General features: G+C 55.6%; 15 protein-coding genes. All 15 read left to right on the plus strand.

The features are described 5' to 3' along the window. Window positions 1-492: 492 nt before the first annotated feature. The 15 genes from PAGR_RS07170 (at window position 493) to PAGR_RS07240 (ending at window position 17,274) form a co-directional block, all read left to right on the plus strand. Window positions 493-936, plus strand: coding sequence for an NADH-quinone oxidoreductase subunit A (locus tag PAGR_RS07170; RefSeq protein ID WP_013026514.1), 444 nt, complete (start codon window positions 493-495; stop codon window positions 934-936). Between the two features lie 15 nt (window positions 937-951). Next, the gene (locus PAGR_RS07175) at window positions 952-1,629 is read left to right on the plus strand and encodes a NuoB/complex I 20 kDa subunit family protein (protein WP_006120026.1); all 678 of its coding nucleotides are present in this window, start codon (window positions 952-954) and stop codon (window positions 1,627-1,629) included. Between the two features lie 117 nt (window positions 1,630-1,746). Further along, window positions 1,747-3,546, plus strand: coding sequence for an NADH-quinone oxidoreductase subunit C/D (nuoC, locus tag PAGR_RS07180; protein ID WP_013026513.1), 1,800 nt, complete (start codon window positions 1,747-1,749; stop codon window positions 3,544-3,546). Window positions 3,547-3,548: 2 nt separating this feature from the next. Beyond that, complete coding sequence (gene nuoE / locus PAGR_RS07185) at window positions 3,549-4,064, plus strand: NADH-quinone oxidoreductase subunit NuoE (protein WP_013026512.1); 516 nt, start codon at window positions 3,549-3,551, stop codon at window positions 4,062-4,064. 2 nt (window positions 4,065-4,066) lie between these two features. Further along, window positions 4,067-5,407: an NADH-quinone oxidoreductase subunit NuoF gene (gene nuoF, locus PAGR_RS07190; protein WP_026021016.1), complete on the plus strand. Its 1,341-nt coding sequence runs from the start codon at window positions 4,067-4,069 to the stop codon at window positions 5,405-5,407. A gap of 111 nt (window positions 5,408-5,518) precedes the next feature. Further along, a complete protein-coding gene (nuoG, locus tag PAGR_RS07195; protein ID WP_014605379.1) occupies window positions 5,519-8,242 on the plus strand; it encodes an NADH-quinone oxidoreductase subunit NuoG in 2,724 nt (907 codons plus the stop codon). Next, entirely contained in the window at window positions 8,239-9,216 is a 978-nt protein-coding gene (nuoH, locus tag PAGR_RS07200) for an NADH-quinone oxidoreductase subunit NuoH (protein ID WP_013026509.1), read from the plus strand. The genes nuoG and nuoH overlap by 4 nt, the downstream gene beginning before the upstream one ends. Before the next feature lie 11 nt (window positions 9,217-9,227). Further along, entirely contained in the window at window positions 9,228-9,770 is a 543-nt protein-coding gene (gene nuoI / locus PAGR_RS07205) for an NADH-quinone oxidoreductase subunit NuoI (RefSeq protein WP_013026508.1), read from the plus strand. A 10-nt stretch (window positions 9,771-9,780) separates the two neighbouring features. Beyond that, on the plus strand, window positions 9,781-10,332 hold the full coding sequence (gene nuoJ, locus PAGR_RS07210) for an NADH-quinone oxidoreductase subunit J (RefSeq protein ID WP_014605380.1): 552 nt from the start codon (window positions 9,781-9,783) through the stop codon (window positions 10,330-10,332). Next, window positions 10,329-10,631, plus strand: a complete 303-nt coding sequence (nuoK, locus tag PAGR_RS07215) for an NADH-quinone oxidoreductase subunit NuoK (protein WP_013026506.1) — start codon at window positions 10,329-10,331, stop codon at window positions 10,629-10,631. Before nuoJ ends, nuoK begins: the two co-directional genes overlap by 4 nt. Then, the gene (nuoL, locus tag PAGR_RS07220; protein WP_013026505.1) at window positions 10,628-12,463 is read left to right on the plus strand and encodes an NADH-quinone oxidoreductase subunit L; all 1,836 of its coding nucleotides are present in this window, start codon (window positions 10,628-10,630) and stop codon (window positions 12,461-12,463) included. Before nuoK ends, nuoL begins: the two co-directional genes overlap by 4 nt. A 204-nt stretch (window positions 12,464-12,667) precedes the next feature. Then, a complete protein-coding gene (gene nuoM, locus PAGR_RS07225) occupies window positions 12,668-14,188 on the plus strand; it encodes an NADH-quinone oxidoreductase subunit M (protein WP_013026504.1) in 1,521 nt (506 codons plus the stop codon). 6 nt (window positions 14,189-14,194) lie between these two features. Continuing rightward, a complete protein-coding gene (gene nuoN, locus PAGR_RS07230) occupies window positions 14,195-15,652 on the plus strand; it encodes an NADH-quinone oxidoreductase subunit NuoN (RefSeq protein ID WP_013026503.1) in 1,458 nt (485 codons plus the stop codon). A 199-nt stretch (window positions 15,653-15,851) separates the two neighbouring features. After that, a complete protein-coding gene (locus PAGR_RS07235; RefSeq protein WP_014605381.1) occupies window positions 15,852-16,775 on the plus strand; it encodes an alpha/beta hydrolase in 924 nt (307 codons plus the stop codon). 40 nt (window positions 16,776-16,815) lie between these two features. Further along, a complete protein-coding gene (locus PAGR_RS07240; protein WP_013026501.1) occupies window positions 16,816-17,274 on the plus strand; it encodes a GNAT family N-acetyltransferase in 459 nt (152 codons plus the stop codon). Window positions 17,275-17,305 lie beyond the last annotated feature (31 nt).

Here is a 17,305-nt window from a genome sequence, read left to right on the forward strand (position 1 = left end):
GCCTGCCCACAAGCATTTCAGGGCGATGTAAATGGCGGGCGAGAGGCAAAATGTAAAATATTTGATTCGAATCAGTCTGATAACTGCTGAAATTTAACACAAAAAAGATAATTCTGTGTTCTGGATCAACAAAATAGCCATTCCCAAGGGAAGGAAAACCCCCGAAATCCTGTCAAAATATGAGGGTTAATTGCACGATCCATGCGCGCAAATACCCGCTACACTAAAATTACCCTTACAGACTGAAGCGATTTAGCTGGAAACACGCGCATCATATGTTAATAATATGATGCAGGTGTAAAATAAAGTTTGGATACTTTTGTCAAAGTTGACAAAAGGTTATAGAAAGGAGTAAAAAACCCCATAAAATTGCTGCTTATTGCAGAGTAACAGCAAAATTTGTAAGGTTTTTATCCTTCCCTTTGAATCGATGTGGTGAGTTTGCTGCCAGAACCCGAGCAGGATGCCCGCGCCACTTTTGATGAGTAAGCAATGAGTATGTCAACTACCACCGAAATCATCGCTCAGCATTGGGCATTCGTCGTATTTATCGTCATCGCTTTTGGCCTCTGTGCGTTCATGTTAACCGGAGGCTGGCTGCTTGGCGGCAGAGCGCGTGCCCGTTACAAAGACACACCTTTTGAGTCCGGCATTGAATCCGTCGGTGACACTCACCTCCGCTTATCAGCAAAATTCTACCTGGTAGCGATGTTCTTCGTTATCTTCGACGTAGAAGCTCTCTTTTTATACGCATGGGCGACCTCTATCCGTGAAAGCGGCTGGGTCGGCTTTGTGGAAGCCGCAATTTTCATTTTGGTGCTCCTGGCGGGCCTGGTTTATCTGGTGCGCATTGGCGCGTTGGACTGGACGCCTGCACGCCGGCGAATCGTGGTTAAAACGCCCACGGTAAGTCACACCAATCCTCATAAGCAGTAAAAGAGAGGCAATAAGATGGACTATACGCTCACCCGCATAGACCCAAACGGTGGTGAGAACGACCGTTACCCTCTGCAAAAGCAGGAAATCGTCAGCGATCCGCTGGAGCAGCACGTTCATCGCAGCGTCTACATGGGCAAGCTCGAACACGCCCTGCACGACATGGTGAACTGGGGACGTAAAAACTCCCTGTGGCCTTACAACTTTGGTCTTTCATGCTGCTACGTTGAGATGACCACCTCCTTCACCGCCGTGCACGACGTCGCGCGTTTCGGTGCAGAGGTTATGCGTGCATCGCCACGTCAGGCCGACTTCATGGTCATTGCCGGTACGCCGTTTACCAAAATGGCCCCGGTGATTCAGCGTTTGTACGATCAGATGCTGGAGCCGAAATGGGTGATTTCCATGGGTGCCTGTGCCAACTCAGGCGGCATGTACGATATCTATTCTGTCGTGCAGGGCGTTGATAAGTTTCTGCCGGTTGACGTGTATATCCCGGGTTGCCCGCCGCGCCCTGAAGCTTACATGCAGGCACTGCTGCTGCTGCAGGAATCCATTGGCAAAGAGCGCCGTCCCCTTTCGTGGGTGGTCGGAGACCAGGGCGTTTACCGTGCCAATATGCAGTCTGAGCGTGAACGTAAGCGTGGCGAACGTATTGCAGTAACCAACCTGCGTACACCAGACGAAGTTTAAGTTAACCGTATGGATGGAATCAGTGCCTGCAGCAGACAACACCACAAATTAATGCATGGCACCATCCTGACGCCTTCATTTGAGCGCCTGTTATCAGGCCGGAATGGTGAGTAACGTATGACAGATTTGACCACGCAAGATCTCGCTCAGCCGCTATGGCAAACCCGGGATCACCTGGATGACCCGGTGATCGGCGAGCTGCGTAATCGTTTTGGGCCGGATGCCTTTACCGTTCAGGCGACCCGCACCGGTATTCCGGTTGTTTGGGTAAAGCGTGAACAGCTGCTGGAAATCATTACATTCCTGCGAAAACTTCCTAAGCCGTACGTCATGCTGTATGACCTGCATGGCATGGACGAACGCTTACGTACCCACCGCGCCGGTTTACCTGCCGCGGATTTTTCCGTTTTCTACCACCTACTCTCGATTGAACGCAATCGCGACATCATGCTCAAGGTGGCTTTATCTGAAAACGATATGCATGTGCCGACCATCACCAATATTTTCGCCAATGCCAACTGGTATGAGCGCGAAACCTGGGAGATGTTTGGTATCACCTTTGATGGTCATCCGCATCTGACGCGCATTATGATGCCGCAGACCTGGGAAGGGCATCCGCTGCGCAAGGACTATCCTGCGCGTGCGACCGAATTCGATCCTTTCACGCTGACGAAGCAGAAAGAAGATCTGGAAATGGAAGCGCTGACGTTCAAGCCGGAAGACTGGGGCATGAAACGCAGTACCGCCAACGAAGATTTCATGTTCCTCAACCTCGGTCCAAACCACCCGTCAGCGCACGGTGCTTTCCGCATCATTTTGCAGCTGGATGGGGAAGAGATCGTCGATTGCGTCCCGGATATTGGTTATCACCACCGTGGCGCAGAGAAAATGGGCGAACGTCAGTCCTGGCACAGCTACATTCCTTACACCGACCGTATTGAGTACCTTGGTGGCTGCGTTAACGAAATGCCTTACGTACTGGCCGTTGAGAAACTGGCTGGTATCGTGGTGCCTGACCGCGTGAATGTTATTCGCGTCATGCTCTCTGAGCTTTTCCGCATCAACAGTCACCTGCTGTACATCTCGACCTTTATTCAGGACGTTGGCGCAATGACGCCGGTGTTCTTTGCCTTTACCGACCGTCAGAAAATTTATGATGTGGTTGAGGCGATTACCGGTTTCCGTATGCACCCGGCCTGGTTCCGTATTGGCGGTGTGGCACACGACCTGCCGAAAGGCTGGGAGCGCCTGCTGCGTGACTTCCTGGACTGGATGCCAAAGCGCCTGAAAGAGTACGACAAAGCGGCGCTGCGCAACACCGTTCTGATGGGCCGTTCGCAAGGTGTGGCAGCCTACAATATGGAAGAAGCGCTCGCCTGGGGCACCACAGGTGCAGCCCTGCGTGCCACCGGTCTCGATTTTGACGTGCGTAAATGGCGTCCCTATTCAGGCTATGAAAACTTCGACTTCGAAGTGCCCGTGGGTGCCGGTATCAGCGATGCCTACACGCGCGTACAGCTGAAAATGGAAGAGATGTGGCAGTCGCTGCGTATTCTGGAACAGTGCCTGAACAACATGCCGGAAGGGCCGTTTAAAGCCGATCATCCGCTGACAACCCCGCCGCCAAAAGAGCGCACGCTGCAGCACATTGAAACCCTGATCACTCACTTCCTGCAGGTGTCATGGGGCCCGGTTATGCCGGCCAATGAATCCTTCCAGATGATTGAGGCGACCAAAGGGATTAACAGTTACTACCTGACCAGCGATGGCAGCACGATGAGTTATCGCACACGTGTGCGTACGCCGAGCTTCCCGCACCTGCAGCAGATTCCTTCGGTAATCCGTGGCAGCCTGGTATCCGATTTAATCGTGTACCTCGGTAGTATCGACTTTGTTATGTCAGACGTGGACCGCTAATTATGCACGATCAACACATTGCTATTAAAACGATCGACCCTAACGAGGTCTTCGTGCTGAGTGCGGAAGAGCACCATGCGATTGAGCACGAAAAACACCATTACGAAGATGCACGCGCGGCGTCAATTGAAGCGCTGAAAATCGTACAGAAACAACGTGGCTGGGTTCCAGACGGCGCGATTCATGCGATTGCCGACGTTCTGGGCATTCCCGCCAGTGACGTAGAAGGTGTGGCAACGTTCTACAGCCAGATTTTCCGCCAGCCGGTTGGCCGCCACGTGATCCGCTACTGCGACAGCGTGGTCTGTCACATTACCGGTTTTCAGGGCATTCAGGCTGCGTTGGAAGAAAACCTCAATATCAAGCCCGGCCAGACCACGACCGACGGCCGCTTTACGTTGCTGCCGACTTGCTGTCTGGGTAACTGCGATAAAGGCCCAACCATGATGGTGGATGAAGATACGCACGTTCATCTGACGCCGGAAGGCATCGCCTCTTTGCTGGAGCAGTATCAATGACAATTAAACAGATCATTCGTACTGCCGAAACCCATCCACTGACGTGGCGCATGCGCGACGATCAGCAGCCGGTATGGCTGGATGAGTACCGCAGCAAAAACGGCTACGCCGGTGCGGAAAAAGCACTGAAGGGCATGGCACCCGACGAGATCGTGGCGCTGGTGAAAGATTCCGGCCTGAAGGGACGCGGTGGTGCAGGCTTCTCTACCGGTTTGAAGTGGAGCCTGATGCCGAAAGACGAATCCATGAACATCCGTTACCTGCTGTGTAACGCCGATGAAATGGAGCCGGGCACCTATAAAGACCGCCTGTTGATGGAGCAGATGCCGCATCAGTTGGTTGAAGGCATGCTGATCAGTGCGTTTGCCCTGAAAGCCTACCGTGGCTACATCTTCCTGCGTGGCGAATACATTGAAGCGGCGGTGCATCTGCGCCGTGCCATCGCTGAAGCGACCGAAGCCGGGTTACTGGGTAAAAATATCCTGGGCTCAGGGTTCGATTTCGAACTCATCGTCCACACCGGCGCAGGCCGCTATATTTGCGGTGAAGAAACCGCACTGATTAACTCACTGGAAGGACGCCGTGCTAACCCACGTTCTAAGCCGCCTTTCCCGGCGAGCGCGGGCGTTTGGGGTAAGCCGACCTGCGTGAACAACGTTGAAACGCTGTCAAACGTGCCGGCTATTTTGGCAAACGGCGTTGAGTGGTATCAGGGCCTGTCTAAGAGCGACGATGCGGGTACCAAGCTGATGGGCTTCTCGGGTCGGGTGAAAAACCCTGGCGTCTGGGAACTGCCGTTCGGTATCACGGCCCGTGAAATCCTGGAAGACTATGCCGGCGGCATGCGCGATGGTCTGCGCTTTAAAGCGTGGCAGCCGGGCGGGGCGGGAACGGACTTCCTGACGGAACAGCATCTGGATCTGCCGATGGAGTTCGCCAGCATCGGTAAAGCGGGCAGCCGTCTGGGTACGGCGCTGGCCATGGCCGTGGACCATGAAATCAATATGGTTTCACTGGTACGCAATCTCGAAGAGTTCTTTGCCCGTGAATCCTGCGGCTGGTGTACGCCATGCCGTGATGGTTTGCCGTGGAGCGTGAAGATCCTGCGCGCGCTGGAGCAGAAAAAAGGCCAGCCGGGGGATATCGAAACCCTGGAGCAGCTTTGCCGCCAGCTCGGCCCGGGCAAGACGTTCTGCGCCCACGCACCCGGTGCAGTCGAACCGCTGCAAAGCGCCATTAAATATTTCCGTGAAGAGTTTGAAGCCGGTATCGCGCCGCAGGTGTTTGGTAATACCCGATCGATCGGTGGTATTCAGCCAAACCTGCTGAAAGCGCGCTGGTAATTCGCCGTTATCCACGGGAGCTGGCCCTGTGCCGCCGTTCCTGCTGCAGTGTGCAGGAACAAGAATTTGATTAACGCTCGTTTATGACGAGCCTTACGGAAGCATGTCACTATGGCTACAATCCATGTAGACGGTAAAGAATATGATGTGAACGGAGCGGACAACCTGCTACAGGCATGTCTGTCTCTGGGCCTTGATATTCCTTATTTTTGCTGGCATCCGGCGCTGGGAAGCGTGGGTGCCTGCCGCCAGTGTGCGGTAAAGCAATTCCAGAACGCTGAAGATACTCGCGGCCGCCTTGTCATGTCCTGTATGACGCCGGCGTCTGACGGCACCTTCATCTCTATTGATGATGGCGAAGCGAAAGAGTTCCGTGAAAGCGTGGTTGAGTGGTTAATGACCAACCACCCGCACGACTGTCCGGTATGCGAAGAGGGCGGTAACTGTCATCTGCAAGATATGACGGTAATGACCGGCCACAGCTTCCGCCGCTATCGCTTCACCAAACGCACCCACCGTAATCAGGACCTTGGCCCGTTCATTTCGCATGAGATGAACCGCTGTATCGCCTGCTACCGCTGTGTGCGGTATTACAAAGATTATGCTGACGGTACCGATCTGGGCGTTTATGGCGCGCATGACAACGTTTACTTCGGCCGCCCGGAAGACGGCACGCTGGAAAGCGAGTTTTCCGGCAACCTGGTTGAAATCTGCCCAACCGGCGTATTTACCGATAAAACCCACTCTGAACGCTATAACCGTAAATGGGATATGCAGTTCGCGCCCAGCATCTGTCAGCAGTGCAGCGTGGGCTGTAACACCAGTCCGGGTGAGCGCTATGGCGAGCTGCGCCGCATCGAAAACCGTTACAATGGCAGCGTTAACCACTACTTCCTGTGTGACCGTGGTCGCTTTGGTTACGGTTACGTCAACCTGAAGGACCGCCCTCACCATCCGGTACAGCTGCGCGGCAGCGATCGCGTGACGCTGAATGCGGAGCAGGCGGTGAACGTCGGGGCAGACGTGCTGCGCCAGGCGAAACGCGTGATTGGTATCGGCTCGCCACGTGCCAGCGTCGAGAGCAACTTTGCGCTGCGTGAACTGGTCGGGGCCGAAAACTTCTCTACCGGTATGCCTGCCGGTGAGCAGGAACGCCTTGAACTGTTGTTAAAAGTGCTGCGTGACGGCGGAATTTATACGCCATCGCTGCGTGAAATTGAAAGCTACGATGCAGTGCTGGTGCTGGGGGAAGATTTGACCCAGGTTGGCGCGCGCGTGGCCCTGTCTGTGCGCCAGGCGGTGAAAGGTAAGGCCCGTGAAATGGCCGCTGCGCAGAAAGTCGCAGACTGGCAAATCGCGGCCATCATGAATATCGGTCAGCACGCTAAGCATCCGCTCTTTGTCACCAACGTCGATGAAACGCGTCTCGATGATATTGCCGCGTGGAGCTATCGTGCCCCAGTGGAAGATCAGGCACGTCTTGGATTTGCCATCGCCAATGCGCTGGACGAAAGCGCCCCGGCCGTAAGCGATTTCGACGCTGCGCTGAACGGCAAGCTGGATGTCGTCGTGCAGGCGCTGGCCGGCGCTAAAAAACCGCTGATCGTTTCCGGTGTTCACTCAGGCAGCACTGCCATGATTGAAGCGGCCGCGAACGTGGCGAAAGCGCTGAAAGCGCGCGGCGCAGACGTCGGTATCACCTTACTGGCAGGCCATGCGAACAGCATGGGGCTGGGCCTGATGGGCGGAAACACCCTGGACCAGGCGCTAGAACAACTGCAAAGCGGCGAAGCCGATGCGGTCGTGGTACTGGAAAACGATCTCTATCGCCATGCGCCAAAAGCGCAGGTGGATGCGGCGCTGAATCAAGCCGCTAACGTGATCGTCGTTGATCATCAACGCACCGCCACGCTGGAGAAAGCCGGACTGGTTTTGTCCGCGGCCAGCTTCGCGGAAAGCGATGGCACCTCAATCAACCACGAAGGGCGCGCACAGCGTTTCTTCCAGGTGTACGATCCTGCCTATTATGACAACAGCATCGTGATGCTGGAAAGCTGGCGCTGGTTGCATTCGCTGCACAGCGCGCTGGAAAGCCGCCACGTTGACTGGACGCAGCTGGATCACGTCATTGATGCCGTGGTTGCCAGTCTGCCACAGCTGAAGGGCATTAAAGAGGCGGCACCGGATGCCAGCTTCCGTATCCGTGGTCAGAAACTGGCGCGTTCACCGCATCGTGCCAGTGGCCGTACCGCCGCGCGCGCCAACATCAGCGTGCACGAGCCGCGTCAGCCGCAGGATCAGGACACGATGTTTGCCTTCTCAATGGAAGGGAACAACCAGCCGAACGCACCGCGTTCGCAGATCCCCTTTGCCTGGGCGCCAGGCTGGAACTCACCTCAGGCATGGAACAAATTCCAGGATGAAGTGGGCGGTAAACTGCGTCACGGCGATCCCGGCGTGCGTCTGTTCGAAGCCAGCGACGCACAGTTAGCCTGGTTCAGCAGCGTACCTGGCGCGTATACCACTAACGGTCAGTTCCGCGTCGCGCCTTACTATCAGCTATTCGGTAGTGAAGAGATGACGCAGCGCGCGCCGGTTATCCAACAGCGTATGTCGGCACCCACTCTGGTCCTGAACCCGGAGGATGCGGCTAAGCTGGGCGTGAACAGTGGCGCGTCTGTGGAATTAACCTGTGCCGGTGAAACCGTACGCTTGCCTGTGCGTTTCTCCGCGTCGCTGCAGGCAGGGCAGGTGGGGCTTCCACTCGGTCTGCCGGGCGTACCGCCATTCCTGGCGAATGCAAAAATTGATTCTCTGCAGGAGGCGGCGCAATGAGCTGGTTAACTCCAGGTGTTATCGACATTCTGATCGCCGTGGGTAAAGCGCTGGTGATTCTGCTGGTCGTGGTGGGCTGCGGTGCGTTTATGAGCTTCGCCGAGCGTCGTCTGCTCGGCCTGTTCCAGAACCGCTATGGACCGAACCGCGTGGGCTGGGGCGGATCCTTGCAGCTGGTTGCTGACATGATCAAGATGTTCTTTAAAGAGGACTGGGTTCCCCCGTTCACCGACCGCTTTATCTTTACCCTGGCGCCGGTCATCGCCTTTGTGTCACTGCTGCTGGCATTTGCCATCGTGCCGGTTTCGCCGACCTGGGTCGTCACCGACCTGAACATCGGGCTGCTGTTCTTCCTGATGATGGCGGGCCTGGCGGTCTATGCCGTACTGTTTGCCGGCTGGGCGAGTAATAACAAATACTCGCTTTTAGGTGCCATGCGCGCCTCTGCGCAGACGCTGAGTTACGAAGTGTTTCTGGGACTGTCGCTAATGGGCGTAGTGGCGCAGGCGGGATCGTTCAACATGACCGATATCGTCAACAGCCAGACGCACCTGTGGAACATCATCCCGCAGTTCTTCGGTTTTCTGACCTTCTGTATTGCGGGCGTCGCGGTCTGTCACCGTCATCCTTTTGACCAGCCAGAAGCTGAGCAAGAGCTGGCCGACGGTTACCACATTGAATATGCCGGGATGAAATTCGGCCTGTTCTTTGTGGGCGAATACGTCGCGATTACCACCGTCTCAGCACTGATTGTGACGCTGTTCTTCGGGGGCTGGCACGGGCCTTTCCTGCCGCCTTTCATCTGGTTCGCCCTGAAAACGGCGTTCTTTATGATGATGTTCATCCTGATTCGTGCTGCGCTTCCGCGTCCACGCTATGACCAGGTGCTGTCGTTCGGCTGGAAAGTGTGTCTGCCGTTGACGCTGTTGAACCTGCTGGCGACCGCCGCAGTGATTCTGTACACAGCGCAGTAAGGGGTAAACAAATGACATTAAAAGATATTGTCGTAGGCTTCGGCACGACAGTTCGCAGTATCTGGATGATAGGCATGCACGCCTTCGCGAAACGCGAAACCCAGATGTATCCGGAAGAGCCAGTCTACCTGCCACCGCGCTATCGTGGTCGTATCGTTTTGACGCGCGATCCCGATGGGGCAGAGCGTTGCGTTGCCTGTAACCTGTGTGCAGTAGCCTGTCCGGTAGGCTGTATTTCACTGCAAAAGGCCGAAACCAAAGACGGTCGCTGGTATCCAGAGTTCTTCCGTATTAACTTCTCACGCTGCATTTTCTGCGGCCTGTGCGAAGAGGCCTGCCCAACCACCGCTATCCAGCTGACGCCGGATTTCGAGCTGGGCGAGTTCAAGCGTCAGGATCTGGTGTATGAAAAAGACGATCTGTTGATCTCGGGGCCGGGTAAATATCCGGAGTACAACTTCTACCGCATGGCAGGTATGGCGATTGACGGTAAAGATAAAGGTGACGCTGAAAATGAAGCGAAACCCATCGACGTCAAAGGCTTATTACCTTAAGGAGCAAGGCATGGAATTTGCGTTTTATCTTTGCGGACTGGTGGCGGTGGTGACGACGTTACGCGTCATTACCCACACTAATCCGGTACATGCGTTGCTGTACCTGATCGTTTCGCTGTTATCGGTGGCGGGTGTCTTTTTCTCCCTGGGTGCCTACTTTGCCGGTGCGCTGGAAATCATCGTGTATGCCGGTGCCATCATGGTGCTGTTCGTGTTCGTCGTGATGATGCTCAACCTGGGCAAGGCCACGGAGAAACAGGAACGCGAATGGCTCAGCCCGTCCCTGTGGATCGGTCCCGGTCTGGTGTCCTTTCTGCTACTGGCGGTCATGATTTACGCCATCATGACGGCACAGGATCAGGGCATTGACGGTAAAATCATCGACGCGAAAGCGGTCGGTATTAGCCTGTTTGGCCCGTATGTCCTGGCGGTTGAACTGGCATCAATGCTGCTGTTGGCCGGTCTGGTTGTTGCCTTCCATCTGGGACGTGAAGAGCGCCAGGGTGAAGTCCTGAGCAACCGTTCAAACGATGCCGCGCAGGCGAATAAGGAGCAAGCATGATCCCGTTACAACATGGATTGATTTTGGCCGCGGTGCTGTTCGTTCTTGGCCTGACCTCGCTGGTACTGCGCCGCAACCTGCTGTTTATGCTGATCAGCCTTGAAATTATGATCAACGCCGCGGCGCTGGCGCTGGTCGTTGCGGGCAGCTACTGGGGACAGGCCGATGGTCAGGTGATGTATATTCTGGCAATCAGCCTCGCCGCAGCGGAAGCCAGTATCGGTCTGGCCCTGCTGCTTCAGCTCTATCGTCGTCGTCAGACGCTGAACATTGATATTGTGAGCGAGATGCGCGGATGAACCTTCTCTATTTAACTGTCTTGTTTCCGCTGATCGGCTTTTTGCTGTTAGCGTTTTCCCGTGGTCGCTGGTCAGAGAATCTGTCGGCGACGGTCGGAATGGGATCAGTGGGGTTAGCCGCACTGACTACCCTGTATGTTGGCGTTGACTTCTTTGCTAACGGGCAGCAGGTATTCACCCAGGCGCTGTGGACCTGGATTCACGTGGGCAATTTTAACATTCAGGTCAATCTGACTCTGGATGGCCTTTCGCTTACCATGCTGTCGGTGGTTACCGGCGTCGGTTTCCTGATCCATATGTTCGCCTCCTGGTATATGCGCGGAGAAGAGGGCTATTCACGCTTCTTCGCCTATACCAACCTGTTTATCGCCAGCATGGTGGTTCTGGTGCTGGCGGATAACCTGATGCTGATGTATCTGGGCTGGGAAGGGGTTGGGCTGTGTTCTTACCTCCTGATTGGCTTCTACTACAGCAATCCGGAAAACGGCAAAGCGGCGATGAAAGCCTTTATCATCACCCGCGTCGGCGATGTGTTTCTGGCCTTTGCGCTGTTCATCCTTTACAACGAACTGGGTACGCTCAACTTCCGCGAGATGGTTGAGCTGGCACCGGCACACTTTGCGGCGGACAATCACATGCTGCAGTGGGCTACCCTGATGCTGTTAGGCGGTGCGGTCGGTAAATCGGCCCAGTTGCCCTTACAGACCTGGCTGGCCGATGCAATGGCAGGCCCGACACCGGTATCGGCACTGATTCACGCCGCGACCATGGTAACGGCAGGGGTTTACCTGATTGCCCGCACGCATGGCCTGTTCCTGCTGACGCCTGAGGTGCTGCATCTGGTCGGCATTATCGGTGCCATTACCCTGGTGCTGGCAGGCTTTGCTGCCCTGGTTCAGACGGACATCAAACGCGTTCTCGCTTACTCCACCATGAGCCAGATTGGCTACATGTTCCTGGCGCTGGGCGTACAGGCGTGGGATGCCGCGATTTTCCACCTGATGACCCACGCCTTCTTTAAAGCCTTGCTGTTCCTGTCTTCAGGTTCGGTTATTCTGGCCTGCCACCACGAGCAGAACATCTTTAAGATGGGCGGACTGCGTAAGAGCATCCCGCTGGTTTACACCTGCTTCCTGGTGGGCGGCGCCGCGCTGGCGGCACTGCCACTGATTACCGCCGGTTTCTACAGTAAAGATGAAATCCTGTTTGGTGCGCTGGCGAACGGTCATCTTAACCTGATGGTAGCGGGCCTGGTGGGTGCGTTCCTGACCTCAATTTATACCTTCCGCATGATCTTCATCGTGTTCCACGGTGAAGAAAAGATTCATGCTCATGCGGGTAAAGGCATTACCCATCATCTGCCGCTGCTGGTGCTGCTGGTGCTTTCTACCTTCGTTGGCGCACTGATTACCCCACCACTGGCGGGCGTTTTGCCGGCGAATGAGTTTGGCGAAAACGGTAAAGTGACGCTGGAGATTGCATCGGGTCTGGTCGCGGTTTCCGGCATCGTGATTGCAGCCGCACTTTGGCTGGGCAAACGTCAGCTGGTGACCCGTATTGCCAACAGTGCACCGGGTCGCTTCTTCGGCACCTGGTGGTTCGCTGCCTGGGGCTTCGACTGGCTCTACGACAAGGTGTTTGTCAAACCGTACCTGGGCATTGCGTGGCTGTTAAAACGCGATCCGCTCAACGGCCTGATGAACCTCCCTGCGTTGCTTTCACGTATCGCCAATAAAGGTCTGGTGGTCAGTGAAAACGGTTATCTGCGCTGGTACGTGGCGTCGATGAGCGTGGGTGCCGTCGTGGTTCTGGCCCTGTTGCTGGTAATTTAAAGATTGATGAGCGGGGTGAGTTCGCTTACCCCAGTTAAGAATGTCCAAATAACCGAGTAATGAGCGCAATCGTCGCAGCCAGTTTCATTACCGCCAGCGCACAGCAACCGGAGCGTACTGAAGTACGTGAGGATTGCGAGCACTGCCGGGAATGAAAATGGTAAGTAAGATAGCTCATAAAAGGCCATAAAAGGGAAGTATGCCGTGTTATTACCTTGGCTAATTTTCATACCCTTCTTCGGTGGTTTTATCTGCTGGCTCGCCGAGCGCTTCGGCGCGAAAGTGCCACGCTGGATTGCACTGATCACCATGGGGCTGACGTTGGCGCTTTCACTGCAGCTGTGGTTGCAGGGAGGCTATTCACTGACGCAGGCAGCGGGTATTCCGCAGTGGCAATCGAGCTTCTCAGTACCCTGGATCCCCCGTTTCGGCATTAATTTCCATTTAGCGCTTGATGGCCTTTCGCTATTAATGGTGGTGCTGACCGGGCTGCTCGGTTTGATGGCCGTGCTGTGTTCGTGGAACGAGATCGAGAAGTATCAGGGATTCTTCCATCTTAACCTGATGTGGATTCTGGGCGGCGTTATCGGTGTGTTCCTTGCCATCGACATGTTCCTGTTCTTCTTCTTCTGGGAAATGATGCTGGTGCCGATGTACTTCCTCATCGCACTGTGGGGACATAAAGCCTCGGACGGGAAAACCCGTATCACCGCGGCCACCAAATTCTTTATCTATACCCAGGCATCAGGTCTGGTGATGTTAATTGCGATTCTGGCGCTGGTGTTTGTCCACTACAACGCGACCGGCGTCTGGACGTTCAACTACGAGCAGTTGCTGAAAACGCCCATGTCGCACACCGTCGAATATCTGCTGATGCTGGGCTTCTTTATCGCGTTTGCGGTGAAAATGCCGGTGGTGCCGCTTCACGGCTGGTTACCCGATGCGCACAGTCAGGCGCCGACAGCAGGTTCTGTGGACCTGGCGGGTATTTTGCTGAAAACTGCGGCCTATGGTTTGCTGCGTTTCAGCCTGCCGCTGTTCCCCAATGCATCCGCTGAGTTTGCCCCTATCGCGATGTGGTTAGGTATCATCGGTATCTTCTACGGCGCCTGGATGGCGTTCTCGCAGACGGATATTAAACGCCTGATTGCCTACACCTCGATTTCCCACATGGGCTTTGTGCTGATTGCGATTTACACCGGCAGCCAACTGGCCATTCAGGGCGCGGTGATACAGATGATTGCGCACGGCCTGTCTGCGGCGGCCCTGTTTATCCTGTGTGGTCAGCTGTATGAGCGCCTGCACACGCGTGATATGCGTCAGATGGGCGGTCTGTGGTCGCGCATCAAATGGATTCCGGGTTTATCACTGTTCTTTGCTGTCGCCAACCTGGGGATGCCGGGCACCGGTAACTTCGTGGGTGAGTTTATGATCCTCACCGGCAGCTTCCAGGTCGTTCCTGTCATTATTGTGATTGCGACCTTTGGTCTGGTTTTCGCTTCGGTTTATTCGCTGGTCATGATGCAGCGTGCCTACTACGGCGAAGCGAAATCTAAAGATCCACTGCCGGGAATGTCGGCACGTGAATTCCTGACCATTGGCGTGCTCGTGGTTCTGCTGGTGCTGTTGGGTATTTATCCCCAGCCGATTCTGGATACCTCACATGCTGCAATGAGCAATATTCAGCAGTGGTTTACCGCTTCAATTTCAACTACAAGGCCGTAATTCGCCATGACAATAACTCCTCAACAATTGATCGCGTTGCTGCCGCTGTTAATCGTCGGATTGACGGTGGTGGTTGTGATGCTGTCCATTGCCTGGCGACGCAACCACTTTGTTAACGCCACGCTAACAGTGGTTGGCCTGAACCTGGCTCTGCTGTCGCTGTATTTTGTGGGCCAGGTCGGGGCGATGGACGTCACGCCGCTGCTGCGCGTTGATGCTTACTCGATGTTCTATACCGCACTGGTGATGCTGGCCAGCCTGGCAACCTGTACGTTTGCCTATCCATGGCTGGCGACTTTCCCGGATAACAAGGACGAGTTTTATCTGTTGGTCCTGATTGCCGCACTGGGCGGTATCGTGCTGTCAGCGTCTAACCACCTGGCATCGCTGTTTATCGGAATTGAACTGCTGTCACTGCCGCTGTTTGGTTTGATTGGTTACGCGTTCCGTCAGAAACGTTCGCTGGAAGCGGCCCTGAAATACACTATCCTGTCGGCGGCGGCATCGTCCTTCCTGCTGTTTGGTATTGCGCTGATTTACGCTGACTCTGGCAACCTGGGCTTCGTCAGCCTGGGCAAAAGCCTGACTGACAGCATGATTCAGGCGCCACTGTTGCTGGTGGGCCTGGGAATGCTGATTATTGGTCTGGGCTTTAAGCTGTCGCTGGTGCCGTTCCACCTGTGGACGCCAGACGTGTATCAGGGGGCACCGGCTCCGGTATCAACGTTCCTGGCCACGGCCAGTAAAATCGCCATCTTCGGTGTCGTCATGCGCTTGTTCATGTATGCGCCGGTGACCGACAGCGAAGCGGTGCGAACGGTATTGGGTATCATCGCCTTCGTTTCCATCCTGTTCGGTAACCTGATGGCGATCTCGCAGAGCAACATTAAGCGCCTCTTGGGTTACTCCTCCATCGCGCATCTGGGTTATTTGCTGGTGGCGCTGATTGCGGTGAAAGATCATCAGCTGTCGCTGGAAACCTCTGGGGTTTACCTGGCCGGTTACCTGTTCAGCAGCCTGGGTGCCTTTGGTGTCGTGAGCCTGATGTCGAGCCCTTATCGCGGTCCGGATGCGGATTCACTTTACTCGTATCGCGGTCTGTTCTGGCGTCGTCCGGTTCTGTCTGCGGTGATGACGGTGATGATGCTGTCGCTGGCCGGTATTCCAATGACGCTGGGCTTTATCGGTAAGTTCTACGTGATTGCCTCTGGCGTGAGTGCGCACCTGTGGTGGTTGACCGGTGCGGTGGTGGTGGGGAGTGCTATCGGCCTGTACTACTATCTGCGCGTGACCGTGAGCCTGTACCTGAGCCCACCAGAACTGCTTAACCGTGATACGCCTGATAACTGGGCCTTCACCGCGGGCGGCGTGGTGGTACTGATTTCAGCGATTCTGGTACTGCTGTTAGGTGTTTATCCGCAGCCGTTAATCAGACTGGTACAGATGGCTCAGCCCCTGATGTAATCGTCGATTGTCATACTGAATCAGGCCCTCGGGCCTGATTTTTTTGTCTGAAATCTGCCTACTGCACCACGCAGCGACTTAACCGCACGACCGGTGACGACGTAAGGGTTTCTGCTGCCCTAAAAAAATGCGTCATCTTCATTCTGTCTCCCTATTTTTCTGCTGCAATGTCCTCTGGCTTGTAACAGGAGCATGGCCTATGGAGCGCCGTCATTTTTTATTAGGCTTCACCGCTGCGCTGATAGTCGCAAAGAGCAGGCTGTCGCGGGCATCCCAGCCGGAAATCTCACACACGGTGATTCCGCTCTGGCCTGGCACGCCACCCGGCGGCGGCGGCCCTGTCGGTGCCGTTAAGACTTCATCTTCGGGCGCACAGCGCAATATCGCGGTGCCGACGCTGACAGTGATCAAACCGAACATGCCCAACGGCCATGTTGTTCTGATAGCCGGCGGCGGGGGGTACAAACGGATAGAAATGGCGAAAGAAGCCTGGCCTGCGGCACGCTGGTTAACGGCACGCGGCTATACGGCGGCGATTCTGCGCTACCGGCTTCCCGGCGAGGGCTGGGCAGCGGGCAACATAGTCGCGCTGCAGGACGCCCAGCGCGCGCTGCGGCTGTTACGGCCGCAGGCAAAGCGGCTCTCGGTGCTGGGTTTTTCCGCGGGTGGGCATTTACTCGGAATGGCTGTGACGCGCCATGACTTTCAAAGCTATGCTGCCCTTGATGCGTTGGACAGTGCGCCAGCTTATGCTGACGGGGCGGCGCTGATCTATCCGGTGATCACCCTGGAGGCGCCCTATACGCACACCGCAACGCACCGTATGTTGGTGGGAACGCATGCAACGGCGGCAGAGGACGCAGCCTGGTCGGTTCAGAATTATGTGTCATCGACATCGCCTCCCTTTTTTCTGGTCCAGGCCGAAGACGATCCGGTTTCCGATCCCCATAACACCCTGATCATGGCCAGCGCCTGCCAACAGCATCAGGTTGACGTCGAGCTGGTGCGCTATCTCACGGGCGGGCATGGCTTTGGTATGGGAAAACCCGGCACGCCGACCATGGCCTGGCCTCAACATTATCTTCACTGGCTGCAGAAAGGCCGGCGCGGTAAAGTGATGTGATGCCTCCCGGGCAGGCGGCCCATTTTAGTAAGGATAAGACATGCATATCAGTTGGCTGGATCTTCAGCATCAAGCCTTAAGCGTTCCGCAGCTCTACGCGGCGCTGGCTTTACGCTGTGAGGTATTCGTCGTGGAGCAGCAGTGCGCCTATCTGGACGTCGATGGCCTGGATTTGCAGGGCGAGAATCGTCACATTCTCGGCATGGCGCAGGGGGATCTGCTGGCCTACGCGCGCATATTGTCACCCGATCGCGCGGGCGCAGAGGTGAAAATCGGACGCGTGCTCATATCTAGTAAGGCTCGTGGCCTGAACTTAGGCAACCAGCTGATGACACAGGCAATCGCCAGTTGTGAGCAGCACTGGCCGGGGCATTCACAGTTTCTCTCTGCTCAGGCGCATCTTGAGGCGTTCTACCAGCGACATGGCTTTATCACGGTCAGCGACAGCTATCTTGAGGACGGTATTCCCCATATCGATATGCGCAGAGCAGGGCAGTAAAGCGCCGCTAACGGCTCAGATGCCCTGTGGG

Source organism: Pantoea ananatis PA13 (assembly GCF_000233595.1).
GTDB lineage: Bacteria > Pseudomonadota > Gammaproteobacteria > Enterobacterales > Enterobacteriaceae > Pantoea > Pantoea ananatis.

What these genes read in the sequence shown, in the direction of transcription:
- PAGR_RS07170 (WP_013026514.1), top strand. Translation starts at nt 493, where the DNA reads ATGAGTATGTCAACTACCACCGAAATCATCGCTCAGCATTGGGCATTC.
- PAGR_RS07175 (WP_006120026.1), top strand. Translation starts at nt 952, where the DNA reads ATGGACTATACGCTCACCCGCATAGACCCAAACGGTGGTGAGAACGAC.
- nuoC (WP_013026513.1), top strand. Translation starts at nt 1,747, where the DNA reads ATGACAGATTTGACCACGCAAGATCTCGCTCAGCCGCTATGGCAAACC.
- nuoE (WP_013026512.1), top strand. Translation starts at nt 3,549, where the DNA reads ATGCACGATCAACACATTGCTATTAAAACGATCGACCCTAACGAGGTC.
- nuoG (WP_014605379.1), top strand. Translation starts at nt 5,519, where the DNA reads ATGGCTACAATCCATGTAGACGGTAAAGAATATGATGTGAACGGAGCG.
- nuoH (WP_013026509.1), top strand. Translation starts at nt 8,239, where the DNA reads ATGAGCTGGTTAACTCCAGGTGTTATCGACATTCTGATCGCCGTGGGT.
- nuoI (WP_013026508.1), top strand. Translation starts at nt 9,228, where the DNA reads ATGACATTAAAAGATATTGTCGTAGGCTTCGGCACGACAGTTCGCAGT.
- nuoJ (WP_014605380.1), top strand. Translation starts at nt 9,781, where the DNA reads ATGGAATTTGCGTTTTATCTTTGCGGACTGGTGGCGGTGGTGACGACG.
- nuoK (WP_013026506.1), top strand. Translation starts at nt 10,329, where the DNA reads ATGATCCCGTTACAACATGGATTGATTTTGGCCGCGGTGCTGTTCGTT.
- nuoL (WP_013026505.1), top strand. Translation starts at nt 10,628, where the DNA reads ATGAACCTTCTCTATTTAACTGTCTTGTTTCCGCTGATCGGCTTTTTG.
- nuoN (WP_013026503.1), top strand. Translation starts at nt 14,195, where the DNA reads ATGACAATAACTCCTCAACAATTGATCGCGTTGCTGCCGCTGTTAATC.
- PAGR_RS07235 (WP_014605381.1), top strand. Translation starts at nt 15,852, where the DNA reads ATGGAGCGCCGTCATTTTTTATTAGGCTTCACCGCTGCGCTGATAGTC.
- PAGR_RS07240 (WP_013026501.1), top strand. Translation starts at nt 16,816, where the DNA reads ATGCATATCAGTTGGCTGGATCTTCAGCATCAAGCCTTAAGCGTTCCG.